This window comes from Enterobacter sp. 198 (assembly GCF_009025585.1).
GTDB classification, from domain to species: Bacteria; Pseudomonadota; Gammaproteobacteria; order Enterobacterales; family Enterobacteriaceae; genus Enterobacter; species Enterobacter ludwigii.
On the sequence record NZ_WCIM01000032.1, the window covers coordinates 25281 to 49674 of the forward strand.

The 24394-nt window shown below is 51.5% G+C and carries 23 protein-coding genes; 16 read left to right on the plus strand and 7 right to left on the minus strand.

Annotated features, from left to right (window positions below):
* Nucleotides 1–106 precede the first annotated feature (106 nt).
* Together lysM and F8561_RS22370 are read left to right on the plus strand one after the other, a co-directional pair.
* Complete coding sequence (lysM, locus tag F8561_RS22365; protein WP_020885103.1) at nt 107–556, plus strand: peptidoglycan-binding protein LysM; 450 nt, start codon at nt 107–109, stop codon at nt 554–556.
* Between the two features lie 44 nt (nt 557–600).
* Nucleotides 601–996, plus strand: a complete 396-nt coding sequence (locus tag F8561_RS22370; protein WP_020885102.1) for a YidB family protein — start codon at nt 601–603, stop codon at nt 994–996.
* Between the two features lie 70 nt (nt 997–1066).
* Here the strand turns inward: F8561_RS22370 and F8561_RS22375 are convergent, their stop codons facing one another.
* On the minus strand, nt 1067–1987 hold the full coding sequence (locus F8561_RS22375) for an AraC family transcriptional regulator (protein ID WP_151887966.1): 921 nt from the start codon (nt 1985–1987) through the stop codon (nt 1067–1069).
* Nucleotides 1988–2090: 103 nt separating this feature from the next.
* On the opposite strand from F8561_RS22375, the gene F8561_RS22380 reads away from it, so the two are divergent.
* Nucleotides 2091–2924 (plus strand): oxidoreductase, encoded by an 834-nt coding sequence (locus F8561_RS22380; protein ID WP_151887967.1) that lies wholly within the window; start codon nt 2091–2093, stop codon nt 2922–2924.
* Between the two features lie 73 nt (nt 2925–2997).
* On the opposite strand, the gene F8561_RS22385 is transcribed toward F8561_RS22380, so the two are convergent.
* Nucleotides 2998–3348, minus strand: coding sequence for a helix-turn-helix domain-containing protein (locus tag F8561_RS22385; protein ID WP_032679651.1), 351 nt, complete (start codon nt 3346–3348; stop codon nt 2998–3000).
* Between the two features lie 332 nt (nt 3349–3680).
* On the opposite strand from F8561_RS22385, the gene F8561_RS22390 reads away from it, so the two are divergent.
* Nucleotides 3681–4856 carry an efflux RND transporter periplasmic adaptor subunit gene (locus tag F8561_RS22390; RefSeq protein WP_014168988.1) on the plus strand — a complete coding sequence of 392 codons (1176 nt, stop codon included), beginning with the start codon at nt 3681–3683 and terminating at the stop codon, nt 4854–4856.
* Between the two features lie 23 nt (nt 4857–4879).
* Nucleotides 4880–8032: a multidrug efflux RND transporter permease subunit OqxB gene (oqxB, locus tag F8561_RS22395; RefSeq protein ID WP_020885098.1), complete on the plus strand. Its 3153-nt coding sequence runs from the start codon at nt 4880–4882 to the stop codon at nt 8030–8032.
* Nucleotides 8033–8101: 69 nt separating this feature from the next.
* Here the strand turns inward: oqxB and F8561_RS22400 are convergent, their stop codons facing one another.
* Together F8561_RS22400 and F8561_RS22405 are read right to left on the minus strand one after the other, a co-directional pair.
* The gene (locus tag F8561_RS22400) at nt 8102–8578 is read right to left on the minus strand and encodes an RrF2 family transcriptional regulator (protein WP_020885097.1); all 477 of its coding nucleotides are present in this window, start codon (nt 8576–8578) and stop codon (nt 8102–8104) included.
* A 329-nt stretch (nt 8579–8907) separates the two neighbouring features.
* The gene (locus tag F8561_RS22405; RefSeq protein WP_025204751.1) at nt 8908–10287 is read right to left on the minus strand and encodes a PLP-dependent aminotransferase family protein; all 1380 of its coding nucleotides are present in this window, start codon (nt 10285–10287) and stop codon (nt 8908–8910) included.
* Nucleotides 10288–10389: 102 nt separating this feature from the next.
* Between F8561_RS22405 and F8561_RS22410 the strand changes: the two genes are divergently transcribed.
* The 4 genes from F8561_RS22410 (at nt 10390) to F8561_RS22425 (ending at nt 12952) form a co-directional block, all read left to right on the plus strand.
* Nucleotides 10390–11145 (plus strand): AzlC family ABC transporter permease, encoded by a 756-nt coding sequence (locus F8561_RS22410; RefSeq protein WP_032677597.1) that lies wholly within the window; start codon nt 10390–10392, stop codon nt 11143–11145.
* Nucleotides 11138–11437, plus strand: a complete 300-nt coding sequence (locus tag F8561_RS22415; protein WP_014168994.1) for an AzlD family protein — start codon at nt 11138–11140, stop codon at nt 11435–11437. The genes F8561_RS22410 and F8561_RS22415 overlap by 8 nt, the downstream gene beginning before the upstream one ends.
* 117 nt (nt 11438–11554) lie before the next feature.
* On the plus strand, nt 11555–12037 hold the full coding sequence (locus F8561_RS22420) for a glutathione peroxidase (RefSeq protein WP_151887968.1): 483 nt from the start codon (nt 11555–11557) through the stop codon (nt 12035–12037).
* A gap of 171 nt (nt 12038–12208) precedes the next feature.
* Entirely contained in the window at nt 12209–12952 is a 744-nt protein-coding gene (locus F8561_RS22425) for an SDR family oxidoreductase (RefSeq protein WP_151887969.1), read from the plus strand.
* A gap of 150 nt (nt 12953–13102) precedes the next feature.
* On the opposite strand, the gene F8561_RS22430 is transcribed toward F8561_RS22425, so the two are convergent.
* Nucleotides 13103–13414 carry a hypothetical protein gene (locus F8561_RS22430; RefSeq protein WP_025204747.1) on the minus strand — a complete coding sequence of 104 codons (312 nt, stop codon included), beginning with the start codon at nt 13412–13414 and terminating at the stop codon, nt 13103–13105.
* A gap of 608 nt (nt 13415–14022) precedes the next feature.
* Between F8561_RS22430 and F8561_RS22435 the strand changes: the two genes are divergently transcribed.
* A complete protein-coding gene (locus tag F8561_RS22435) occupies nt 14023–14550 on the plus strand; it encodes a DUF924 family protein (protein ID WP_151887970.1) in 528 nt (175 codons plus the stop codon).
* A 222-nt stretch (nt 14551–14772) separates the two neighbouring features.
* Here F8561_RS22435 and F8561_RS22440 read toward each other — a convergent pair whose 3' ends face one another.
* The gene (locus tag F8561_RS22440) at nt 14773–15651 is read right to left on the minus strand and encodes a LysR family transcriptional regulator (RefSeq protein WP_151887971.1); all 879 of its coding nucleotides are present in this window, start codon (nt 15649–15651) and stop codon (nt 14773–14775) included.
* A 214-nt stretch (nt 15652–15865) separates the two neighbouring features.
* Between F8561_RS22440 and F8561_RS22445 the strand changes: the two genes are divergently transcribed.
* The 6 genes from F8561_RS22445 (at nt 15866) to F8561_RS22470 (ending at nt 22755) form a co-directional block, all read left to right on the plus strand.
* Nucleotides 15866–16438 carry an isochorismatase family protein gene (locus F8561_RS22445; protein ID WP_151887972.1) on the plus strand — a complete coding sequence of 191 codons (573 nt, stop codon included), beginning with the start codon at nt 15866–15868 and terminating at the stop codon, nt 16436–16438.
* A 69-nt stretch (nt 16439–16507) separates the two neighbouring features.
* Complete coding sequence (locus F8561_RS22450; RefSeq protein WP_020885086.1) at nt 16508–17389, plus strand: SDR family oxidoreductase; 882 nt, start codon at nt 16508–16510, stop codon at nt 17387–17389.
* A gap of 84 nt (nt 17390–17473) precedes the next feature.
* On the plus strand, nt 17474–18232 hold the full coding sequence (locus F8561_RS22455) for a pirin family protein (RefSeq protein ID WP_047366338.1): 759 nt from the start codon (nt 17474–17476) through the stop codon (nt 18230–18232).
* A gap of 447 nt (nt 18233–18679) precedes the next feature.
* Nucleotides 18680–19579 (plus strand): helix-turn-helix transcriptional regulator, encoded by a 900-nt coding sequence (locus tag F8561_RS22460; protein WP_151887973.1) that lies wholly within the window; start codon nt 18680–18682, stop codon nt 19577–19579.
* 219 nt (nt 19580–19798) lie between these two features.
* Nucleotides 19799–21160, plus strand: coding sequence for a glycoside-pentoside-hexuronide (GPH):cation symporter (locus F8561_RS22465; protein ID WP_020885083.1), 1362 nt, complete (start codon nt 19799–19801; stop codon nt 21158–21160).
* Nucleotides 21157–22755: a glycoside hydrolase family 43 protein gene (locus F8561_RS22470; protein ID WP_151887974.1), complete on the plus strand. Its 1599-nt coding sequence runs from the start codon at nt 21157–21159 to the stop codon at nt 22753–22755. The genes F8561_RS22465 and F8561_RS22470 overlap by 4 nt, the downstream gene beginning before the upstream one ends.
* A gap of 175 nt (nt 22756–22930) precedes the next feature.
* Here F8561_RS22470 and F8561_RS22475 read toward each other — a convergent pair whose 3' ends face one another.
* On the minus strand, nt 22931–24169 hold the full coding sequence (locus F8561_RS22475) for an IS110 family transposase (RefSeq protein ID WP_012291449.1): 1239 nt from the start codon (nt 24167–24169) through the stop codon (nt 22931–22933).
* Nucleotides 24170–24394: the final 225 nt, after the last annotated feature.

The window sequence follows — 24394 nt, forward strand, 5'->3', positions numbered from 1 at the left end:
GTGCTGTTTCCGGATTTTTCAGCCAGAGCGGAGACACCGCATCGTACATCCTGCAACGGGCTCCAATGAAAATGTTCACCATGAAACAGTTATGGAGGTGTGGAAGATGGGATTATTAAGTTTTGTGAAAGAAGCGGGCGAGAAAATCTGGGATGCCGTATCCGGCGGTAGCAAGGAAGATCAGGCCGACAAGCTGAAAAAACATATTGATAGTCTTAACCTGCCTGGTGCCGAAAAGGTCAACATTAATGTCGCGGACGACGGTACGGCGACGGTGACCGGCGACGTGGGCTCCCAGGAAGATAAAGAAAAAATTCTGGTGGCGGTAGGTAACGTCACCGGGATTGGTCAGGTCAATGATAGCGTGACCGTCACCCAAAGCGGGGTGGAAAGCCGCTATTACACGGTGAAATCCGGCGATACCCTGAGCGCCATCTCAAAAGCGATGTATGGCTCTGCCAATGAGTATCAGCGTATTTTTGAAGCCAATAAACCGATGCTGACGCATCCCGACAAAATCTACCCGGGTCAGGTACTGATTATCCCGGCTAAGTAAGCCGTCAATCAGGACGTGTTAGCGATGTTTGTAGGGAGTCTGTGATGGGATTATTAGATCAAATCGGCAGCCTGGCCGGCGGGCAGGGCGGTAAGACGGAGCAACTCCAGGCGATCATGACCTGGATTGAGCAGCAGGGCGGCATTCAGGGGATCCTCGAAAAATTCCGCAATGGCGGCCTGGGCGGCGTTGTCGAGTCGTGGCTTAGCCAGCAGAGTAATCAGTCGGTGAACAGCGAACAGATCACATCGGTGTTTGGATCGCCTGCGCTGCAGGATCTCGGCGCAAAACTGGGCGTGGATTCTCAAACCGCGTCGACGCTGATTGCTGAATACCTGCCTAAAATCGTCGACGGTCTTTCACCGCAGGGCGAAGCCCCGGCCCAGGGCGACCTGATGTCTGCGGGACTTAATCTGCTCAAAGGTAAGTTCCTGAGTTAGTACAATCCGCAGCGTCATGACGCCGTGTACATACCAGGCCTGTATTCAGGCCTGGTATGTAGTATCAGGCTTAATGGGAAGAGACAAATATCGATGCCTGCTGCACAGGCGGAACGGCGAAATTACGCTGCATGCGTTTTATTTCCTCTGCGGGTGGCAAACCAAACAGCCGTTTGAATTCACGATTAAACTGCGACGGACTTTCATAACCGACGGCGTAGCTCGCGGCGGCGGTGGTAATATGCTGACGCACCATCAACATCCTTGCCTGGTGCAGGCGCACCGATTTCACATATTGCATCGGCGGCATACGGGTTATCGCTTTGAAATGGGTGTGAAAGGTCGGCACACTCATTCCGGCCTCCATCGCCAGTTGATTAAGCGTTAACGGCTCAGCGTAGGCGGCATGGATGTGCTGCAGCACTTTGCCAATTTTGCCGAACTGCCCCTGTAAGGCCAGCGCGGCGCGCATGGCCTTGCCCTGGGCCCCCGTCAGGACGCGGAAATAGAGCTCTCGCACCCGCGCCGGGCCGAGGATCGCCGCCTCAAGCGGATTGTTCAGTACTTCAAGCAGGCGCAGCACGGCCGTTTTTACCGCGTCGTCCATCGGGCTCGACATCGTGCTTTGTGGCGCAGTGGGAGGATGAGGGGCGTGATGCTGCTCAATTTGCAACATCAGTTCAGCGGCAAGCTGAAAATCCAGATGCAGATATATCGCCAGCAAGGGGTGTTCTGCCGATGCGTCGGTTTCCATCACAAACGGCACCGGAACCGACACGGCCAGATAGTGCTGTTCATCATACAGATAGGTCTGCTGACCGAAAAAGCCGCGTTTGCTGCCCTGGCAGACAATCACAATCCCCGGATCGTAAAGCACGGGCGTTCGCGCAAGCGGGCGGTCGGCACGCAAAATTCGCACATCAGGCAACGCCGTCAGGTTGTACCCCTCCTGCACCGCCAGTGCTTTTACTAAGGTAATCATCCCGGACATCACTGCACCTCATAAAATCAGGCAATAAAAAGAGAAAATACGGCCTAAAAATACGGCAGAGCAGAGAATACCATGCAACCTTCACTGTTCATGGGAGTTATTTATGGCATCTGCAAAAACAATCTTAATCACCGGCGTTAGCAGCGGCTTTGGTCGTGCTCTGGCGGAGGAAGCCCTCGCCGCAGGCCATCGGGTCGTGGGGACCGTGCGCACCCCCGAAGCAAAGCAGGCATTCGAGGCACTCGATACGCAGCGGGCATTCGGCTGCCTGCTTGATGTCACGGACTATGCGCACATTGATGAAGTGGTTACGCAGAGTGTGTCTGCCGTCGGCCCGATTGATGTCCTTGTGAACAATGCCGGTTACGGTCACGAAGGCATACTGGAAGAGTCCTCGCTCGCAGACATGCGCCGCCAGTTTGAGGTGAATGTGTTTGGCGCCGTTGCGATGATCAAAGCCGTGCTGCCGGGCATGCGCCAGCGTCGTCACGGCCATATTATTAATATCACCTCGATGGGCGGTTTCATCACTCTGCCCGGCATCAGCTATTACTGCGGCAGTAAATTTGCGCTCGAAGGCATATCAGATACGCTGAGCAAAGAGCTTGCTTCGTTCAACATACATGTCACTGCGGTGGCACCGGGCTCGTTTCGCACCGACTGGGCAGGACGCTCGATGGTACGCAGCGCGCGCAGCATCCCGGACTATGACGCGTTATTCGAACCTGTCCGCCAGGCTCGTCAGGAAAAAAGTGGTCAGCAACTCGGCGACCCCGTAAAAGCGGCGCGCGCCATGCTGGCTATCATTGAGAGCCAGAACCCGCCGACGCATTTATTGCTTGGCAGTGATGCTTTGAGTTTAGTGCGGGAAAAGCTCGCGCGTTTAGGTGAGGAAATCGATCGCTGGGAAGCGTTAACACGTTCAACGGACGGCTGAGCGGTGAACACGGGAACATGATTACAGGCCGGTTTGCCACCGGCCAGTACCGGTCGCGGCGAAAGCCGCGACACTAGGTTGATTGCTGGCGTTCAGGGCAGACGGTATTGCGACGCCATGCCCCGGGGGCCTGGCCATACTGACGCTTAAAGCTGCGGTTGAAGGACTGCTGGGAGTCAAAGCCCAGCGCGATCGCCACGTTCAGGATCGGTTCATCGCTGTGGGTTAAGCGCTCGACCGATTTTTGCAGCTTTTGTGCACGAATATACTCGGCCAGCGGATACCCGGTATGTTCCTTGAAGATCCGCTGGAGATGCCATTTCGAGTAGCCGGCGCGCCTGGAAACGGTGTTAATGTCCAGGCGGCTTTCAAGGTTGTTGTCGATCCAGTCGAGTAGATCATGAATAAATGCGTCAGTGTTCATGGTTTCCCCCACGCCGCGTTTTAAAAAGCATTTTTGTCTGTTGCATTTAAAGATGACTCGCTCTGACATTAAATGCAAGTTTTATTGTTGCATTTAAATCCTTGCCGAAAACGCGCCTTTTGCCCCTGAGCCAAATAGCACATAAAGTGTATTAATTATTCTTGCACTAAATCTGACGCCTTCCTACAATCGCCGCGATAGTGTATTCGCAACTGTTACAGTTTTGTGGCGATGAACGACACAAATAGTCTCAAGCCAGTCCGGACAAAGGAAGTGGCGCCGCGTCTCCCGCAGCGTCTTGCCCGGCGGCTACCATTACCGGAATAAAAATAATGAGCCTGCAAAAACCCTGGGTTAACGTTCATCTGACGGCGCTGGGAGCGATGTTCCTCTCCATGCTGCTTGTCGGATGCGATGACGGCGTGGCACAAAATGCCGTCCCACAAGCGCCCGCTGTGAGCGCCGCTGACGTGGTAGTGAAATCCATCAGTCAGTGGGATAGCTTTAACGGCCGGATTGAAGCGGTGGAAAGCGTTCAGCTGCGCCCCCGTGTCTCCGGCTACATTGATAAAGTGAATTACACCGACGGCCAGGAAGTGAAAAAGGGCGAGGTGCTGTTCACTATCGATGACAGAACCTATCGCGCTGCGCTGGAACAGGCGCAGGCCACCTTAACGAGAGCCAAAACGCAGGCCAGCCTGGCGCGCAGTGAGGCTAACCGTACCGATAAACTCGTCAATACCAACGTCGTCTCCCGTGAAGAGTGGGAGCAGCGCCGTTCGGCCGCCGCTCAGGCGCAGGCCGACATTCGCGCCGCGCAGGCGGCTGTTGACGCGGCACAACTTAACCTGGATTTCACCAAAGTGACCGCGCCTATTGATGGCCGCGCCAGCCGCGCGCTGATCACCAGCGGTAATCTGGTCACAGCGGGTGACAGTGCCAGCGTCCTCACCACGCTGGTCTCCCTGAAAACGGTTTACGTCTACTTTGACGTGGATGAAGCAACCTACCTTCACTATCAAAATCTTGCCCGCAGCGGGCAGGGCGCGTCCAGTAATCATCTGGCACTCCCGGTTGAGATTGGTCTGGTGGGGGAGGAGGGTTATCCCCATCAGGGCAAGGTGGATTTTCTTGATAATCAGTTAACGCCGAGCACCGGCACCATCCGTATGCGCGCGCTGCTGGATAATGCGCAGCGTCAGTTCACGCCAGGACTGTTTGCCCGCGTACGCCTGCCGGGCAGCGCTGAATTCAAAGCCACGCTTGTCGACGATAAAGCGGTGCTGACCGATCAGGATCGCAAATACGTTTATATCGTTGATAAAGAAGGTAAAGCGCAGCGCCGCGATATCACGCCGGGACGTCTGGCCGCCGGTTTACGTATCGTGCAGCAGGGGCTGAACCCTGGCGATAAAGTCATCGTCGACGGTTTACAAAAAGTGTTTATGCCGGGTATGCCGGTTAACGCGAAAACCGTTCCGATGACCGCCAGCGCCGCGCTTAACTGATCCCTTACCCGAGAATCCGACATATGGACTTTTCCCGCTTTTTTATCGACAGGCCGATTTTTGCCGCAGTACTGTCGATTCTGATTTTCATCACAGGATTAATCGCTATCCCGCTGTTGCCGGTGAGCGAATATCCTGACGTCGTACCGCCAAGCGTGCAGGTGCGCGCGGAGTATCCGGGTGCCAACCCGAAAGTGATTGCAGAAACCGTGGCGACGCCGCTGGAAGAAGCTATCAACGGCGTTGAAAACATGATGTACATGAAATCCGTTGCAGGCTCTGACGGCGTACTGGTAACCACCGTGACGTTCCGCCCGGGTACCGACCCGGATCAGGCGCAGGTTCAGGTGCAAAACCGCGTGTCACAGGCCGAGGCGCGTCTGCCGGAAGATGTACGACGTCTGGGTATTACCACCCAGAAACAATCACCGACGCTGACGCTGGTGGTGCATCTGTTTTCGCCGGGCGGCAAGTACGATTCACTGTATATGCGTAACTACGCCACGCTTAAAGTGAAGGACGAACTGGCGCGTCTGCCGGGCGTGGGTCAGATTCAGATTTTTGGCTCTGGCGAATACGCGATGCGCATCTGGCTGGATCCCGACAAGGTGGCAGCCCGCGGGTTGACGGCCTCGGATGTCGTGACGGCGATGCAGGAGCAAAACGTTCAGGTTTCTGCCGGACAGCTTGGCGCCGAGCCGCTGCCGAAAGAGAGCGATTTCCTGATCTCCATTAACGCCCAGGGGCGTCTGCACACGGAAGAAGAGTTTGGCAATATTATTCTGAAAACGGCGCAAGACGGCTCGCTGGTACGCCTGCGCGACGTGGCGCGTATTGAAATGGGCTCTGGCAGCTATGCGCTGCGTTCCCAGCTCAACAACAAAGACGCGGTCGGGATTGGTATCTTCCAGTCCCCGGGTGCGAACGCCATCGATTTGTCTAACGCCGTGCGCGCGAAAATGAACGAACTGGCCACGCGTTTCCCGGAAGATATGAAATGGGCAGCACCGTACGACCCGACGGTTTTCGTTCGCGATTCCATTCGCGCGGTTGTACAGACCTTGCTGGAAGCGGTGGTGCTGGTAGTACTGGTGGTGATCCTGTTCCTGCAGACCTGGCGCGCGTCGATTATTCCGCTGATCGCGGTGCCGGTATCGGTTGTGGGGACGTTCAGCATTCTCTACCTGCTTGGCTTCTCACTGAATACCCTGAGTTTGTTCGGGCTGGTGCTGGCTATCGGTATCGTCGTGGATGACGCCATCGTGGTGGTGGAAAACGTCGAGCGAAATATCGAAGAGGGGCTTTCTCCGCTTCAGGCGGCGCATCAGGCGATGCGTGAAGTTTCGGGGCCGATTATCGCGATTGCGCTGGTGCTGTGCGCGGTGTTTGTACCGATGGCGTTCCTCTCCGGAGTAACTGGCCAGTTCTACAAACAGTTTGCGGTGACTATCGCGATTTCGACGGTGATTTCCGCCATCAACTCGCTGACGCTCTCGCCGGCACTGGCAGCGCTGCTGTTAAAACCGCACGGTGCCCCGAAAGACTTCCCGACCCGGCTTATCGATCGTCTGTTCGGCTGGCTGTTCCGTCCGTTTAACCGCTTTTTCCACCGTAGCTCAAACGGTTATCAGGGGCTGGTGGGGAAAACGCTCGGACGTCGTGGCGCGGTGTTTGTTGTATATGTGCTGCTGCTGTGTGCGGCTGGCGTCATGTTTAAAGCGGTCCCCGGCGGGTTTATACCGACCCAGGATAAGCTGTATTTAATTGGCGGCGTGAAAATGCCGGAAGGTTCTTCACTGGCCCGCACCGATGCGGTGATCCGTAAAATGAGCGAAATCGGGATGAATACCGAAGGCGTGGATTATGCGGTCGCTTTTCCTGGGCTTAATGCGCTGCAGTTCACCAACACGCCGAATACCGGGACGGTCTTCTTTGGTCTGAAACCGTTCGATCAGCGTAAACACACGGCGGCGGAAATTAACGCTGAGATCAATGCCAAAATCGCTCAAATTCAGCAGGGCTTTGGTTTCTCCATTTTGCCACCGCCGATTTTAGGGCTGGGGCAGGGGTCGGGTTATTCGCTGTACATCCAGGATCGCGGCGGTCTGGGCTATGGTGCGCTGCAAAACGCGGTGAACACCATGTCCGGTGCGATTATGCAGACGCCGGGGATGCATTTCCCGATCTCAACCTACCAGGCTAACGTTCCGCAGCTGGATGTGCAGGTTGATCGAGATAAGGCGAAAGCGCAGGGCGTGTCGCTGACCGATCTGTTCGGTACGCTGCAAACCTACCTGGGATCGTCTTATGTGAACGATTTTAACCAGTTCGGGCGTACCTGGCGCGTGATGGCGCAGGCCGACGGGCCGTTCCGTGACAGCGTGGAAGACATTGCGAATTTGCGCACCCGTAATAATCAGGGCGAAATGGTGCCAATCGGCAGTATGGTGAATATCAGCACCACCTACGGGCCGGATCCGGTGATCCGTTATAACGGTTATCCGGCGGCGGATCTGATTGGCGATGCCGATCCGCGCATTCTCTCTTCGGCACAGGCGATGACGCAACTGGACGGAATGTCTAAGCAGATCCTGCCGAACGGGATGAATATTGAATGGACGGATCTGAGCTTCCAGCAGGCCACTCAGGGCAACACGGCGCTGATTGTCTTCCCGGTCGCGGTGCTGCTGGCTTTCCTGGTGCTGGCCGCACTGTATGAAAGCTGGACCCTGCCGCTGGCGGTTATCCTGATCGTTCCGATGACGATGTTGTCCGCGCTGTTTGGCGTCTGGCTGACCGGGGGCGATAACAACGTCTTCGTGCAGGTGGGGCTGGTGGTACTCATGGGGCTGGCATGTAAAAACGCGATTCTTATCGTTGAGTTTGCGCGCGAGCTGGAGCTTCAGGGGAAAGGGATTATGGAAGCGGCGTTGGAAGCGTGCCGCCTGCGTTTACGCCCGATTGTGATGACCTCCATCGCCTTTATTGCCGGGACGATTCCGCTGATCCTCGGCCACGGCGCAGGCGCAGAAGTGCGCGGTGTCACCGGGATCACGGTGTTCTCCGGGATGCTGGGCGTGACGCTGTTTGGTCTATTCCTGACGCCGGTGTTTTACGTGACGCTGCGTAAATTCGTTACGCGCGGCAAACCGGTCAACGACGTTTTACCTGCCTAGGTTTTTACAGGGCACAAAAAAACCGCCTTCTCGTTAAGGCGGTTTTTTTTCGTATCAGGAAGAGCATGACTACGCTTTTTTATGCAGGCCTTCAATTTCAGGCACCGGATCGCACCCGCTGGTATCGGCTTTTTTGACCTTTTCCAGCGCGCTGGCCACGGTATGTTGAGCCAGAACCTCTAACGAAGCCTGCTCCGCTTCATCGGCGATAGATTTGAAGTACCAGCACGCGTTGGCGCTGACGACGCAGCGAGCCGGTACGTCAGGACGCGACGCCCACAGCTTTTTATCTTCTATGACAGAAACATAGATATCACGCAGGGTGATCTTATCCGCCGGACGACCAAGATGAATAGAACCGTTACGGCCAAGGGTTGAGACGATAATGCCGTCACGCGTAAGCGGAACCATTAACTTGCGGATAAAGCTCGGATTTGCTTCCAGTCCGTAGGCCAGAATCGCACTCGTCGAACGTTCACCCGATTGCTCCGCCATCGCTACGCTGAGAACCATCTGCAAAGCTGTCGGGAAGCGGTAATCTAACATTTCATTGTCCTGGGTTGCGGTGAATCTTGTTCTTTTTGGCACCGCAGAGGTGAATAATCAATAAGTAACAATATAACAAATACGGCAATTTTTTTGAAGCAGACAACGCCTGACCTGGCCCGTAAAAAAGCGTTTACGCTTCGCGTCGAATGGCAGCATAAGACCCATCCATACGCTTTACCGATTGTATAAGCATCGTCTATTTCATCATGGCGACTGATAAAAATATTATGAAAAAATGCTGATCGAATCGCCGCTGATTTTTTGAGCACATAAAGGGAATGACATTACCCTCGTCAGAAGAAAAGGAGTCAGACCTATCCTGTCATTCATACATTAAAAAGCGGGAACGGGTCTGGTTTCTGTTTGAGTTGCCCGGCAATCTCGTTGAGTTTCAAGAGTGCTTGTTTTAACTGGCTGAACTCCGTTCCGCCAATACATAACCTGACGCCGTACTGATCCGACTGTTGACCCACTTCAGTCGAGGCCGGTGCTGTCACTTTGATGCCTGTCGCCAGCGCTGCATTGTAGAAAGAGTGCGCGTCATCGCGTGAAAACGGTAACCAGAGATGAAAGCTGGGCAGCCCCGAGCGATAAACGTGCTCCCCTAAAATGTCGATAGCGAGTTGGTAGCGACGCCGGGTTTCGTGTTCAATTGCGAGGGTGACGGTTTCTGCTGTGCCATCAATCAGCCATTGCTCCATGATGGAACTGCTTAGCGGAGAGACCATCATCGCCGTTGCCCTCAGCATGGATTCTGCTCGTGAATACAGCGCCTCTGGTACCAGCAGCCCGCCAATCCGCAATGCTGGATTAAGGATCTTAGATAAGCTATTCACATATAAGGTGATATCGGGGGCTATTTTGGCAATCTGTGGCAATTCTGTCGTGCTCATCAGCCGATAAACATCATCCTCAATAATCTTTATGCCCCTTTCCCGACAAACCCGAACCAGTTCCTGGCGGCGGGCCAGGCTCATAATGCGTGTGGACGGACTTTGTAAGAGCGGCGTGACATAGACAGCACCGCCTTTTTCCGCATTTTCATCGAGGATCTTTTCCAGAACAGAGACATCCATGCCTTCGTCATCCATCGGGATCCCCACTAATGTGAGCTTCAGTAAATGCGACAGCTGAATCAGCCCTGAATAGGTTTGAGCCTCAACGTACAGTCGGCCAAAAGGTTCACAGACCGTAGACAACGCTACAGAGAGCGCATGCTGAGCACCGTTCGTTAAGATGAGACGCTGGTAATCTGCCGGGACACCCAGACGACTGAACCACTGCGCAAGAAGCCGCCGGTGTTCATCATGGCCCGTTGCCGGGGCGTAAGTGTTAAACATATCCATGTCAGGACGCCGGGCGAGGGTGGTGAGTGTCTTACTCAGTGACCGGGAGGTCAGCGCTGCCGGCGGGGTGTTTTGCGACAGGTCGATAAAGGTTCGGCTTCTGGAATTGGCCAGCGCGACAAACATTCCGCTGCCCTTAACGCTTCGAACCAGACCCCGTCTCTCCAGGATCCCATAGGCTTTCGTTACAGTACCCACCGCGATACCGAGCGTATCTGCCAGTTCACGATGTGCCGGAAGGCGCGCGCCGAGCCTCAGCAGGCCTGAAAGAATATCGTCTGACAACGCCTGGACCAGCCGATCGGTAGGGGAGGAATTGCCTTCTGCAAGACGGGGTTGCCACGGAGAACGTTCGCGCATGAGGTTACCATAAGTGTAATGTGACACTATTTATATTTACTGATAGTGTCACATCTTTTATTCTGGCGCCAGTATTTGAAATAGTTGAAATGAGCGAAACGCATGAGTGAACAACGTGTGGATGTCAGTTCTGCCAGACCGTTACTGGATAAGAGTGAAACGAAGAAAAAAGAAATCCTTCGTGGCCTGAAAGATGGGTTACCCGTATTACTGGGCGTGATCCCGTTTGCGCTGGTGTTGGGTGCGCAGGCAAGCCATAAGGGGCTCACGCCTCTCGACGTTCCCTTGATGACAGGATTAAATTTTGCCGGCGGGTCTGAATTTGCCGCCATACAAATCTGGACGTCGCCGCCACCTTTTTTACTTATTATGGCCGTAACATTACTGGTAAACAGTCGTCATATTTTAATGGGGGCGACGCTGGTTCCCTTACTTTCTCGTTTTCCAAAACGAAAGGTTTTACCTGCGCTTTTTTTTATGACGGATGAGAGTTGGGCACTCAGTTATAATGACGCGCATTCCAGAAATAACAAAACGGCGCCGCTGTTCAGCATGCCGTATTATATGGCGGTCTCTTTATCTTTCTATACGATGTGGGTTTTCTGTACCGCACTCGGCGCGTTAATTGGCCCGGTGCTGGGCGATGTTCACCAGTATGGTTTTGATATGGCCTTTCCGGCGGTCTTTCTTGTGCTGGTCAGGGGCATGTGGAATGGCATTCGTAAAGCCGTGCCCTGGATAATCAGTCTGGTCGTCTCCGTGGCGGTATGTCACTTTATTGCCGGCCTGTGGTACGTCATTGCTGGCCCTTTAGCAGGATTAGCCGTTGCCGCATTTTTAGGGGGAGAGGATGCCTGATTATCAGACCTTCATCGCCATCGTATTAATGGCACTCACCACGTATGCAACGCGTGTGACCGCTTATCTTATATTACGAAACCGGGTGCTTACGCCCAGGGCGATGACGGTACTTAAATCGTCTCCCGGTTGTGTCATGCTGGCTTTCATTGCGCCTTTTTTTGCCTCCGGAAATCCTGCAGATCTGATCGCGTTAGGGTTAACGTTGGTTGTTGCAATGCGCTTTTCAATGCCGGTGACGGTGATCTCCGGCGTGATGTTTGCCTTTATACTTCGCTATTATTTAGGGTAAGTTTCCAGACCTGCCGCGCAACCAGAAACAGAACCGACTTCTTACGTCCCTTTCCCCGCCGCTGTGCGCGACGTGGTAATGTTGGCGTCGAACAGGTTCTGCGTTGAGGATCCCGCTATGACCACGTTTTATCAACTGACAGCCACCCGTCTGGATGGACAGCCTGTCGCTATGCTCGACTTCGCTGGCAAGGTGGTGTTGGTCGTGAATACCGCCAGCCAATGTGGCTTCACGCCACAATACGGCGACCTTGAGGCGCTTTATAAGAAATACGCCGCTCAGGGGCTGGTGGTGCTTGGGTTCCCCTGCAACCAGTTCGGTAAACAGGAGCCCGGCGATGCCGACGACATTGCCAGGACCTGTCACATTCATTACGGTGTGAGCTTCCCGATATTCGAGAAGATCGAGGTCAACGGAGCCGCAGCGCATCCGGTGTTTCGCTATCTGAAAAACGAATTGCCCGGCGTGCTGGGGGGACGAATCAAATGGAACTTCACCAAGTTCCTGATCGGACGCGACGGTAAACCGCTCAAGCGTTTTGCGCCGATCACCACCCCCGAGAAAATGGAAGCCGCAATCCTTGCTGCGCTTGCAAGCTAAGTATTGTGGTCATGATGGCCTGAACTCAGGGGGGGGATTCATTGCAGGGGCGTTTATCGCGCATCGCAGACGCCATGACCGCATCTAAAATAGCACTCACGGAAAGATGTCACTCCCTCTCCTCATGCTATATCTCCATAAACATACCCATTAATGAAAGGACGTATGGAGATGCTGAGAGGCAAAAGAGCGGTTATTACGGGTGGGGGCAGGGGATTTGGTCAGGCGCTGTGCGTATGGCTGGCGCGGGAAGGCGTTGAGGTAGAATTTTGCGCGCGGCGGGCTGATGATATTCAACAAACCTGCAGTCTTATCACTGCTGAAGGCGGTATGGCAAAAGGGTATATCTGTGATTTAACCCGGCCTGAATCCCTTTCTGCGTTTTCTTCACAGCTATTAACTTCAGACAAGCCCATAGATATTTTAATTCTCAATGCTGCCCAGTGGTTGTCAGGAACGTTAGACGACCAGCCTGATACCGACATTATTAATACCGTCAGTTCCGGCCTGACAGCGTCGATTCTTCTGACGCAGGCTCTGCTGCCTGGATTAAGACGTTCAGACAGTGCTGATATCGTCTCAATTATCTCTTCCTGCGGGATCCCGAATTTCACGGATTCAATTGCGCACCCCGCTTTTTTCGCCAGCAAACATGGGCTCAGCGGATTTACAACAAAACTCGCTCAGCAATTGTCCGAAGAAAATATTCGGGTTACCGGACTGTACCCTCCTGATTTCGAACTTACAGGGTTAGATTCGAGTGTTAATAGCCAATGCAGAATGGGAGAGCGGCTCTTGAACGGGCGATCGGTCTGGGAATCGATTCGTTTTGTGTTGGTTCAACCGCGTAGTTGCCATATAAGTTGCCTCTACTTTCAAGGTCCAACCCGCGAAGACCTGAGTGATAGGGTCTAAATCGGGTGATGTTAAATAGCACGGTTTTCGCACAGAGCAGCAAGTTGATACCAGATGAAACAGGCTGCTCTGTGCCCTAAGTGGATGCGTTGAGTCAATATGGGGGTTATGACAATTCAGGGATACCGACAGGATATCCGGAAGTTGACATTAAAGGGGTGAAATTGCCTCAACAACATGCTGGAAAACGTAAGGGTCAGAAAGTAGCTTAAATTCTTCATCATCCGGGTAAGTGACCGCCACATGATAGTTTTCTCCAGCAAATGCCTTCACTGACTGCAGATCCTGCCAGTAAGTTGCCAGAAAGAAATGCTCCCAACTTCCCTGCGTTTCTCTGCGAACGAACGCGCCTTTGTTCCCCGATATGCTCCTGGAATGCTCTACCCCTGTTTTTTCAAGGTGTTTTGCAAAACCTTCCGCATGTTCAAGCGGAACACATCCATGCCAGGTCCTTACAATCATTAGTGTTCTCTCTTTAGGGACGGTGAGGGTATAACCATATCATCAGAAAGCACCTCATGGTGTGATTAACGAAGAGCGTTATCTCACACATCGATTTATCGGACATTCTTCACCTTGCTTCAGACTGAATCTCATGACCACGATAAATTTAGGTCACTTCCGTTTTTCGCTCACAGTTGCATCCAGCCGCTGTGTACCGCTAGCGGCAAACATCAGTGCTCTGAGGAGGGAAGCGCTGCAGCGCTCTTTGTTGAGATAGCTCCCTCAATTCGGTTTTCCTTACGCTATGATAAATCATTATATTTTGCTCAAGGGCCATATATGAACATCTCCATCTGCAGACCAGACGAATATGATGATTTGGCTGATATTTTTATCGAAATGGAAACCTACTATAACCAGACGCTTTGCCTGTCCAGGCGTGACATGTCCGTGTATCTGAGGGATAAGATCTTTGCAGCCGACTCCGGTACCGAAGTTCACAAAGTGGTTTGTGATGGAGTTATCGCTGCGTTCTCATGTGTATCAGTGATGTACCCCTCTCCGCGTTTTTTAACTGACCTGCTTATCCGCTTATCTCGCTTCGAATGCATAGCTATGGAGCCGACATGAATTACAGAACGGTACTGGACTTCTGGTTCAGTGAACAGAGTCAGACAAAATGGTTTGAACGGGACGATAACTTTGACGCCATAATCAGTGACCGCTTCACGACCTGCTGGCAAATGGCATGCCGGGGAGAGCTCTCCCATTGGAGAGAGAACATACTCGGGCGTCTGGCAGAGATTATTGTACTGGACCAGTTTTCCAGAAATCTAAACAGGGAAAACGCGCACGCATGGGCACAGGATGGCATGGCGCTGATCCTGTCTCAGGAAGCAATTCTCAAACCAGAATGGCATCAGCTCAGCGTTATGCAACGGGCATTTTTGCTTATGCCCTGGATGCATTCAGAATCAGCTGCAATCCACGATAAAGCCACTCTTCTTTTTAATGAGCTCGGAGACCCTTCCTTCATGCAGCATGAACAGGAACATCGGTCCATCATCCTTCAGTTTGGTCGTTATCCACACCGTAATCGTCTTCTTGGGAGGACATCAACGACGGCTGAAAAGACCTACCTTAGTGAGAATTAGACCCGATTAGCCAGTGCGCCGTCGTTATCAGGCTTGTGTGAAATGACATAGTGTTGAGTCCTGATAAGAAGTTACATGCACCTCTTCCACAGGAATGAAATTTATTCCGGATAGGGTTTTTTAATCGCTCTGATCAGGATATTTAAAACCGAGTGATGTTTTCATCAAAATATGTTTCTCACGGGTTCCTGTGTGGCCGGAATATAAGTACAGCGAAAGAATTTATTCACTCAGTTTTTCACGGAGGAAGTCAATAAAACGCTGCGTTTTTGCCGGCAATAGCCGGGTTTCAGTTACGGCATAAACAGAAATTGCTGAGGCCTGCCACTTTGGTAAAATATTGACCAGAATCCCTTTGCTGACTTCTTCCTGAACCAGTCCCGCTGATAAAAGACTTATCCCCATATTCATTACGGTAAACTTTTTGATCATACCCATGCTGTTCATCAGGAATCGTCCCTGCACTGGCACCTTTACTCTTTCTTGTTCACGTAACAGCTCCCATTGAGGGGAACTGTCTGTACTCATGCGAAGGCACTCGTGCAGGACAAGCTCTGCAGGATTTTGAGGAGCGCCGTTTTTACTGATGTACTCCCGGGAGGCGTAAAGAAAGCGCGGTAGTTGGGCTATCCTTCTGGCGATAAGAGTTGAATCTGCAGGCTCCCCCAGCCTGATGGCCACATCATAAGGCTCTGAAATCAAATCCACCTGACGCGGTGTGAAATCAAACTCAAAACTGATTCCGGCATAATGCTCAGAAAACTCAGCAATGATCGGTGCAAGATAAACCCTAGCGAAATCAACGGGTAATGAGGCACGTAATACCCCGCTAGGCTGTGCGAGCATCTCACCCAGCTGTTCGTGTGCCAGTCGTGCTTCATCCACAATTCTTCGGCAACGTTCATAGTAAATAAGCCCCGCCTCCGTGAGTTCCATCTTACGCGTGGTGCGATGTAAAAGACGCAGTCCGATCTCTTTCTCAAGCAGGCTGATACGCCGGGAAAGTGTTGAATTAGGCATGCCGAGTGATTCCGCCGCCCCTCTGAAACTGCGAAATTTAACGACCTCAACGAAAAGCGCAATGTCATTCAGCATCACCATTCAATTGCTCCACCAATGGAATAATGTTTTCTATTTTACCCCATTTATCCTTTTCTTTGTTTAATGCATGCTCTGAAGACTGCGCTTAAGGATTGTTTTCCTAAGCAAGCGGAATCTCCCGAATTGAAAAGGCTGTACTGGCCCCGGTTATATCTCCAGACGGCCAGTTCGCGGGATCGGTTTAAATCGAATATCACCATGCAGGAGTAATACGATGAAATTTGAAAGATTTACGAATGACAATTCCGCCTTACTGCTCATAGACCATCAGACAGGCACCATGGGATGGGTAACCTCGACCACTTTTGACGAAATGAAACGTAACGCGCTGATTCTGGCAAAAGCCGCGGCAATTCTAAACCTGCCGGTCATTCTGACATCAAGCATGGAAGAACATGCCCAGGGACCGTTGCTGCCAGAACTGAAAGAGATTCAGCCATCTGCATTTGAAAACCGTATCAAGCGCCTGGGGATCGTTAATGCAATGGACGATGAAAATTTCGCCAACGCCGTAAAGGCCACTGGCCGTAAGAAAATCATTATTGCAGGAGTCACTAACGACGTCTGTACCGTCTACCCCGCCCTGACGCTGGTGAGCCAGGGTTTTGACGTGCAGGTTGTGGCTGATGCTGGCGGTTCTCCGACGAAGATGGCTGATGATATTGCGCTTCGCCGCATGGAGAAGTCTGGCGTTACTCTGACCACGACGAACCAGCTCATAGCTGAACTGGCAGGAAGCTGGGCAACGGAGGCGGGAGCGCAACTGGCACCTATGCTCATAAGTTAATTTTCCGCTAAACATCAGGCCCGAGATACGCCCCGTTTCATCACTTCAAACTCTGACAGAGAGACATAAATGACCATTCTTGTAACAGGCAGTACCGGAACAATCGGTTCCCATATTATTGAAATTTTGACCGCGAAAGGTGCGGATGTCCGTGCGCTTATACGTGCAGGTAAAAAAACGGATTTTCCTGCAGGTGTGCAGACAGTTACTGGTGATATGACCGATCTCGAGAGCATGCGGGAAGCACTGAAAGGCGTAACAACGCTATTTCTGCTTAACGCCGTGGTGCCGGATGAACTGACTCAGGCGTTGACCACCCTCGATCTGGCTGCTGATGCAGGTATCCAGCGCATCGTATATTTCTCTGTTTTCAATGGCATACTGTTCAGTGACGTTCCGCATTTCACAGCTAAATACAATGTGGAAAAGGCCATTGAGGATCGGGGTCTATCGGCAACCATCCTGCGGCCGGCCTATTTCTTCCAGAATGAGTTAACCCTGAGAGAGGCCATTATGCAGTACGGGACTTATTCTCAGCCTCTGGGTAACCGCGGGGCAGCAATGGTTGATGCCCGCGACATTGCTGAAGTGGCCGCTCTTGAACTGCTCCGTCGGGAACAGTCTCAGGTTCCGTTACCACGATGCATTATCGATGTTGTGGGTCCAGATCTGATCACCGGGATGGAGGCCGCCACTATCTGGAGCGAAGCAACAGGCAAGGACGTTATTTATGCTGGTGACGACCTGAAGAAGTTTGAAGAAATGATGCAGCAGTTTGCTCCGGCTGTTTTAACCCGCGACATCAAGATGATGTTCCGGGGTTTTCAGAAATACGGGATGATCCCGGGAGAGTCTTCACGTGACATCCTCACCGGTATGCTGGGCAGACCGTTGCGCAATTATCGCGATTTCGTTCGTGAAACAGTTCAGAGCTGGAACGCACAGGCATAACCATTGGTCCCAAAAATAGATTGTGGCTGATGATGCTGCATATTAAAAACATCAGGGCAGGCATACCTGCCCGTTGCTGAGAAAATGATGAAAGAGATTATAAAAATAGACAAGACCCGTAAGCGGGGACACCAGGCAGGCGGCTTTGGTATCGATATTCTCTGGCCAGGCCTTGTACTAAATAAAGGTGACAGCGGGATTGGTGGGATTGGCAGAATAGACCATGCGGCAGTTTCTCCGGGAACAGTTATCCCGATGCACTCGCATAAGGATGATGAGATCCTGACTTATTTGCGCAGCGGACTGGTCAGGCATCTGGATACTGAAGGAAACAGTGAGGAAATAAGCCCTACACGTCTTATGCTGATGGGAGCAGGGCATACATTTCAGCATGAAGAACAGGTCCTGAACCAGGGTGGGAAACTTGAAGGACTACAGATATTTTTGCGTCCAGTTACACCTGATTTAAAACCATGTGTACAGTTTCACGATTTTGATACCGCATTCAGTCTGAACCAATGGCGTAATATTGCTGGCCCGGACAATGCGCCCCTGGTTATTCGCAGCAGCGTATGGATTCAGGATGCACGACTGGAAGCGAACACCTCTCTGCCGCTTCCGGTCACTCCGGCAGAAAATATCTCCAGACTGATATATGTTTTTGCAGGTCAGGTGAACATAGAGGATGTCATTTTGCATCCGGGAGAGAGTCTGCTCGTCAGTTCTGAAAAATTCACCCTCATGGCGACAGCACAAAGTGACGTTGTTCTGTTTACAACGGATATTGCCGCCAGCGTCTTCAAGGGCGGTATGTTCAGCGGAAATATCCTGTCTCACTCTTAGAATTTTTTTCGATAAATGGCAGCAGCTGTAATCGCGAATACGATATGACTGGGATCTTTTTCCTGGAGCATTATCGGGGCAGGAGAGGCAATGCATCGTTTAAGCATATTTATTTGACAATAAATACGGTGATCATAGCCTCATGAATCCGATTCTTACTGACCCCGATGAGCGGAGGGCCTGCCAGTCAAGATCAACCGCAGCCTGTTCAGTCTGTTAACCAAAAACAAGCCCTGTACGCGGGAAAGCGGCCTGATACCGTTTCATATCCGCTACACAGCAGGCTTCCTGTTTCCTCCCTGAAGGCCATTTATGGTGTGGCCTTTTCGCCCCTTTGTTATATAAATGTTCCAGATGCGGGACATATACTGGTTAACAACAAATCTGAAGTAATCTGAACAGCGTGTCTGGCAATAACGATTAGCATCCGGAGAACGCCTGAGAACAATGTCAAACTCAGACCATTATTTTGAACGTATAGAAACAATGGCTGGCACGGATTATTTGTTACGTGCCGGCGAGGGTGTACCCGAAAAGGGCGTTTATATCCGACCGCACGTTCATCTTGAGCACGAAATCATGTGGTTCAGACGCGCTTCGGGTTACTTTTGTATCGGCAGTGAAAAGTTCCCGGTCACAGACGGAACTCTGGTTTTCGTATCCTCAATGACACTTCATGATATGGAACTGGCTTACACGTCCGATCATGAACGTTATCTTTTGCAGTATAACGATGCCGCCATTTATCGCCTGAAATTCCCCCTACCGACATGCAAACAGAATACGGGGTTTATCATGCAACCTGACGCTTCTGCCGTTGCCCGGATTCAGTTCTTATTCGAATGGCTGACGGAGCAGCATCAGCAGCTTTGCACGCAAAATGAGATCGACCCAGTCATGCTGTTGCTCCTTAACACGGTCCTTTCTCAGGCCCGATTCACCGAAACCCTCTCCGTGCGCCGTGAGCAACATAATACCTTCAGTAATATCATTGATTTCGTTGTGCAGATTGAGCGTGACAGGGATTTCACCCTGTCACTAACACAGGCAGCTGAACGCTGTCGGCTTTCTCCAGCGCATTTTTCGCGCACGTTTAAAAAAATAATGCATGTCAGCTTTAAAGACTACCTTGTCCGCAAGATGGTGGCCCGCGCAGCGGAGCTGCTGCGTAACACCCGCCTTTCCGTCACTGAAATTGCACATCAGTGTGAATTTACGGACAGCGCCTATTTCTGTTTCCGGTTCAGAAAGACGATGGGCGTCACGCCCGGGGCTTTTCGTGCTGCCAGCCGATCTACAAAACAGTTATCCACCCGGCATGATCCGTTTCATGAACCGGAAATGTAAATAGGCTGCATTTTCCGCCTCTGCTCTGGCAGAAATATTTCTGTTCTTGCGCTTCTGACGTTAATTTCCAGAAAAGTGATCGGGCGTTCACCTGAACAGCATAAAAATTATATTTTCTACCTGTTTCTCTCTATCAGGTCTGCGCTGAGAGGCTTAATTTTGATATCTCAACAGACGGGTATGCCCGTACGCATCCCCTGAATATCAGAAGGTATCAACATGTCTGCACTCACATTCAGAGAAAAGCTGGGTTACGGCCTTGGGGACGGGGCGTCAAACATAATCTGGCAGACCATCATGCTGTTTATGGCCTATTTTTACACGGATGTTTATGGACTCAGTGCCTTTCACATGGGCACGATGTTTCTTGTTGTCAGGATAGTGGATGCTTTTTTTGATGTTTATATCGGTTTTCTGGCGGATCATACATCAACCCGGCATGGCCAGTTCAGGCCCTATCTGCTGTGGTTTTCCCTGCCTTTCGGTGTGCTGGGTGCACTGACATTCTTTACGCCGGAAACGGGTGAGACCGGTAAAATTATTTACGCCTATGTTTCATATACGGCTTTGTCGCTGCTATATACGCTGGTCAATGTCCCTTACTGCGCAATGATAAACAACCTTTCACGCGATCCGCTTGAAAGGGTCTCCATGCAGTCTTTCCGGTTTGCGTTCGCCGCGCTGGGTGGGCTGATTGTCTCTGCCGTTGCTCTTCCCCTGACCCGCATTCTGGGAAATGGCAGCCTTCAACACGGCTATTTTTTCGCAATGATGCTGATGGGCATTATCAGTACGGTCATGTTCTACCTGTGCTTTTTCATGACGCGTGAGAGATACACCCGGCCAGTTGATCGCTCGCAGAAATTTAGCAGCGTATTCGGCGAATTGCGTCAGCTCGCGAATGATGCCAACTGGCGAAGCATCTTTATTCTCAACGTTGTTAACCTCACGGCAGGCATCCTCAAGACCGGCGGTGCCATGTACTTCGTCACTTATTACATGCACCGTCCTGAACTGGTCAGCATCATGCTCACCATCATACTTGGGGCAAAATTTCTCGGCTCTATGTGTACGACCAGACTTTTTGGAAAGCTGGACAGGCTGTTCGCATATAAAATGGCGATGGCCATGCAGGCGGGTATCATGATCCTGCTTTTCTTTATCCCCGCAAAACATATACTCGTCATTTTCACCATCACCGGTATTGTTCATTTTATTAACTCGACGGCGACACCACTTCAGTGGAGCTTCCTGAGTGACATCATCGACAGTATCGAAAGTAAATTAAGCAAATCATTCAGCGGGCTGGTTTTCTCGACCAATCTGTTTGCTATCAAGGTCGGTATTGCCCTCGGCGGCGCACTGACAGGTTTCCTTCTGACGCTGGGTGATTATACCGGCGGTGAAGGAGTGCAGAGCGACGCCGCCGTGCTGAGTATACGGCTGCTTTTTACCGTGATCCCAGCACTGCTCATACTGAGTCTGATTTATATTCTGCGCGGTTATAAACCGCACACCGATCCCGTAACCAGTGAAAGTAAATCGGAGCCGTCAGCGCTGACAACAGGGGAGAGTCGATGAGCACAATACATAACCCTTTACTGCCAGGGTTTAATCCGGACCCGTCGATTATTGAGGCAAACGGAGCCTTTTATATCGCTACTTCCACGTTTCAGTGGTTTCCGGGGATCTGCATTTATAAGTCATTTGATTTAAAAAACTGGAAACTTATTTCCTGTCCACTCAACAGGCTGAGCCAGCTGGATATGAAAGGCAACCCCGATTCAGGCGGGATTTTTGCACCGTGTCTGAGCGAGGATAAGGGTATTTTTTATCTGGTCTATACCGACGTTAAAAGCCTCAGCGGTCGCTTCTGGGATACTCATAATTATATCGTCACCACGCATGATATTGAGGGGGAATGGTCTGAACCGGTATACGTTAACAGCAGGGGAATTGATCCCTCTCTGTTCCATAAAAAGGACGGAACCAAATGGCTGGTCAGTATGGAGATGAGCTATCGGGATGGCGGTAAAGCGGGTTTCCCCAGATGGAACGGCATTATTCTTCAGCAGTACGATGAAAAGGAGCAGAAAGTCACCGGCGAAACGCTGAAGATTTATGCGGGCAGCCGCCTGGGGACGACCGAGGGACCTCATATTTATGAGCATGGAGGCTGGTATTATCTAATGACCGCTGAAGGCGGGACGTTCTACAATCATGGCGTCACGATGGCGCGAGCTCGCAGGCTTGAAGGCCCCTACGAAACGGATCCCGGCGGACAGATGCTGACTGCACGCTATGACTGCCGTTTGCCACTGCAGCGTACCGGCCATGCAGACCTTATCAGAACGGCTTCAGATGAATGGTTTATGGTGCACCTATGCGGCAGGCCTCTTCCTTCACGGGGAAGAAGCCCTATGGGCCGTGAAACAGCTATTCAGAAAGTGTACTGGAGCGAAGACGGCTGGCTGCGGCTAAGCAACGAAAAGAACACGCCAGAAATGATTGTTCATACCCGGCTGACGGAGCGACCCTGGCCTGAAACCGCTTCACGTGACGACTTCGATTCGCCGAACCTTGCTCTTCATTACCATACTCTTCGTGTTCCTTTGCCGGAGTCGGTGTGTACATTGACGGCCAGAAAAGGCTGGCTGCGGCTTTACGGAAAAGAATCACTCAGTTCTCTTCATACACAGAGCCTTATTGCAAGACGCCAGACTGATTTTGCTTACAGGGCGCAGACCTGTCTTGACTTCAACCCGCGATCATTTCAGCAGATGGCTGGATTAACAACGATATATGATACTGCCGGTTATATTTATCTGTATGTCTCTGTCGGCGAAAACGGGAAGCGGACCGTTAATCTGCTGATTAACGATCTCAATACTTTTTCACACCCTGCCGGTCCGGGCATCGACATTGAAAGTGAGCTACCTGTTTATCTTCGGGTTGATGTCAGGTATGACGCCGCCTTTTACTATTATTCTCTCGATGAACAGAACTGGCATAGCGTCGGAGATTATGTCGAGTACAGCAAGTTATCAGATGAATACTATAAAGAGAGAGGATATGAACGTTTTACCGGCACCTTTGTGGGACTCTGCTGTCAGGATTTTACCGGTGAAAATGTACATGCTGATTTCGATTATTTTCTCTATGAGCCTCTCAGTTGATGTTCCCGCTACATTCTATAAGCCCGCGAACAGCTTCATTAAGATAGTGCCCTGAGCGGCTCTGAACAGATGCTTACAGGCGGGCACTTCAAAAGTGCTTCGGACATCCACATAAAGCCCTTAATTTGCGGCTATTGAAGTCCGCTTCACGCCCTGAGACATTCGACAAGCTTTTTTATGGCTTCAGTAAGGGCGACTTTCGCGCTTCCAGTGCCAGCAAATACTTCGCTTCATCGTACTGGGTCTTGGTCTTCCAGCAGCGGTAAATGATCCTTATCCATTTGAAGGCCAGAGCCCGGATTGCAGACTGGTGAGATTTTCCTTTTTCTCGCAGTCCCCGATAATAAAGTCTGGCCCAGTATGATGAGTTAACCGTCTTGGCAGCCCATTCAACAAAGGTTTGCCGGACGAACTTGGCACACTGCCATCGCCAGTGAACCCAGGATTTCTGGCCACTTCGTTCTGTCACCGGTGCAATACCTGCGTAGTTTTGAATTTCTTCAGCGCTGTTAAACCGGTCACGGTTATCACCAAGTGCAGCAAGCATTCGTGGTCCCAAACACGGCCCCATGCCCGGAAGTGATTTGAACAGCCCCGAATCTGGCAATGTGTCAAACAGCGTTTCGATTCGTTCGTCATAGGTTTTGATGATTTCACTCACGACTTTAATTTGTGTCGCCAGTGCTGTTGCCATCAAAGCATTAGCCTCTATAACACTCGGGTCTGTCGTCAACGGAATGGCGTTATCAATACTCACAACACGCTGCTCGGTAAGGGCCATTGCGCGGCCACCTTTGGCATTGAGAAAGTTGCGGATCGTGTCTCGCCTGGCTCGTTTTAGTTGTTGCAGACTGGGCCATCGCATAATCAGTTCACACAATAGCAAGCTACCCCGATGTGAGAACCACTCCAGGGGCTGAGGATAATACTGTTTGAGTGTGTTGATTAGCCGGTTCACAAAACGGCGCTTATCTTCAACCAACTGACGACGCTGCTCAACCAGTTGCTGGAGTAACCGGATATCGGCATTGTCGGGTTCAATGGCTTTTATCTTTTGGGGATAACGCAGCATTAACTCTAATGCCAGCTCGGCATCCTGCGGGTCATCTTTAGCACCGCTGGGCGAGAAGGCTTGCCGGTAACGAGCCAGAGACAAAGCGTGGACGGGGAAAACGGTGATAAATGGATATTTCTGAAGAGCATACACCACGGGACCTTTCTTCAGCTCAACGGCGATAGCGATCCTGCCTTTTACCTTCTGGTGTAACTCGGTAAGCCAGACATCAAGCGCTTCCGGCGTATGTTCAATCACATGGAATGTGCGTTCACCGTTTTTAAACTGAACACAGACATCGTGCTTTTTATCTGCCCAGTCCAGACCAACGTGCGCAGCAAATTGATTAGTCTCAGTCATCACCAACTCCTTTTTATCGGGGATTGGTATGCATTCCACGCTCTTCGAAAGAAATATAGCCAGCAGTTATCTGCATGCCCTGAGTATTCGTTAGCGAACGTGGAGCACCTACTGGCTCGAAAGAAAAGCGGCGATCATCGCATGATTCTCGCTCAATATTCGTAACCAGTAAGCGCATACCCTGAATCACTTCAAAGTGTAATTCTCAGGGTGCGAATGACTATA

Bases quoted from the DNA above. Each gene is read 5' to 3' on its own strand.
- lysM (WP_020885103.1), top strand. From the start codon at position 107: ATGGGATTATTAAGTTTTGTGAAAGAAGCGGGCGAGAAAATCTGGGAT.
- F8561_RS22370 (WP_020885102.1), top strand. From the start codon at position 601: ATGGGATTATTAGATCAAATCGGCAGCCTGGCCGGCGGGCAGGGCGGT.
- F8561_RS22375 (WP_151887966.1), bottom strand. From the start codon at position 1,987: ATGTCCGGGATGATTACCTTAGTAAAAGCACTGGCGGTGCAGGAGGGG.
- F8561_RS22380 (WP_151887967.1), top strand. From the start codon at position 2,091: ATGGCATCTGCAAAAACAATCTTAATCACCGGCGTTAGCAGCGGCTTT.
- F8561_RS22385 (WP_032679651.1), bottom strand. From the start codon at position 3,348: ATGAACACTGACGCATTTATTCATGATCTACTCGACTGGATCGACAAC.
- F8561_RS22390 (WP_014168988.1), top strand. From the start codon at position 3,681: ATGAGCCTGCAAAAACCCTGGGTTAACGTTCATCTGACGGCGCTGGGA.
- oqxB (WP_020885098.1), top strand. From the start codon at position 4,880: ATGGACTTTTCCCGCTTTTTTATCGACAGGCCGATTTTTGCCGCAGTA.
- F8561_RS22400 (WP_020885097.1), bottom strand. From the start codon at position 8,578: ATGTTAGATTACCGCTTCCCGACAGCTTTGCAGATGGTTCTCAGCGTA.
- F8561_RS22405 (WP_025204751.1), bottom strand. From the start codon at position 10,287: ATGCGCGAACGTTCTCCGTGGCAACCCCGTCTTGCAGAAGGCAATTCC.
- F8561_RS22410 (WP_032677597.1), top strand. From the start codon at position 10,390: ATGAGTGAACAACGTGTGGATGTCAGTTCTGCCAGACCGTTACTGGAT.
- F8561_RS22415 (WP_014168994.1), top strand. From the start codon at position 11,138: ATGCCTGATTATCAGACCTTCATCGCCATCGTATTAATGGCACTCACC.
- F8561_RS22420 (WP_151887968.1), top strand. From the start codon at position 11,555: ATGACCACGTTTTATCAACTGACAGCCACCCGTCTGGATGGACAGCCT.
- F8561_RS22425 (WP_151887969.1), top strand. From the start codon at position 12,209: ATGCTGAGAGGCAAAAGAGCGGTTATTACGGGTGGGGGCAGGGGATTT.
- F8561_RS22430 (WP_025204747.1), bottom strand. From the start codon at position 13,414: ATGATTGTAAGGACCTGGCATGGATGTGTTCCGCTTGAACATGCGGAA.
- F8561_RS22435 (WP_151887970.1), top strand. From the start codon at position 14,023: ATGAATTACAGAACGGTACTGGACTTCTGGTTCAGTGAACAGAGTCAG.
- F8561_RS22440 (WP_151887971.1), bottom strand. From the start codon at position 15,651: ATGGTGATGCTGAATGACATTGCGCTTTTCGTTGAGGTCGTTAAATTT.
- F8561_RS22445 (WP_151887972.1), top strand. From the start codon at position 15,866: ATGAAATTTGAAAGATTTACGAATGACAATTCCGCCTTACTGCTCATA.
- F8561_RS22450 (WP_020885086.1), top strand. From the start codon at position 16,508: ATGACCATTCTTGTAACAGGCAGTACCGGAACAATCGGTTCCCATATT.
- F8561_RS22455 (WP_047366338.1), top strand. From the start codon at position 17,474: ATGATGAAAGAGATTATAAAAATAGACAAGACCCGTAAGCGGGGACAC.
- F8561_RS22460 (WP_151887973.1), top strand. From the start codon at position 18,680: ATGTCAAACTCAGACCATTATTTTGAACGTATAGAAACAATGGCTGGC.
- F8561_RS22465 (WP_020885083.1), top strand. From the start codon at position 19,799: ATGTCTGCACTCACATTCAGAGAAAAGCTGGGTTACGGCCTTGGGGAC.
- F8561_RS22470 (WP_151887974.1), top strand. From the start codon at position 21,157: ATGAGCACAATACATAACCCTTTACTGCCAGGGTTTAATCCGGACCCG.
- F8561_RS22475 (WP_012291449.1), bottom strand. From the start codon at position 24,169: ATGACTGAGACTAATCAATTTGCTGCGCACGTTGGTCTGGACTGGGCA.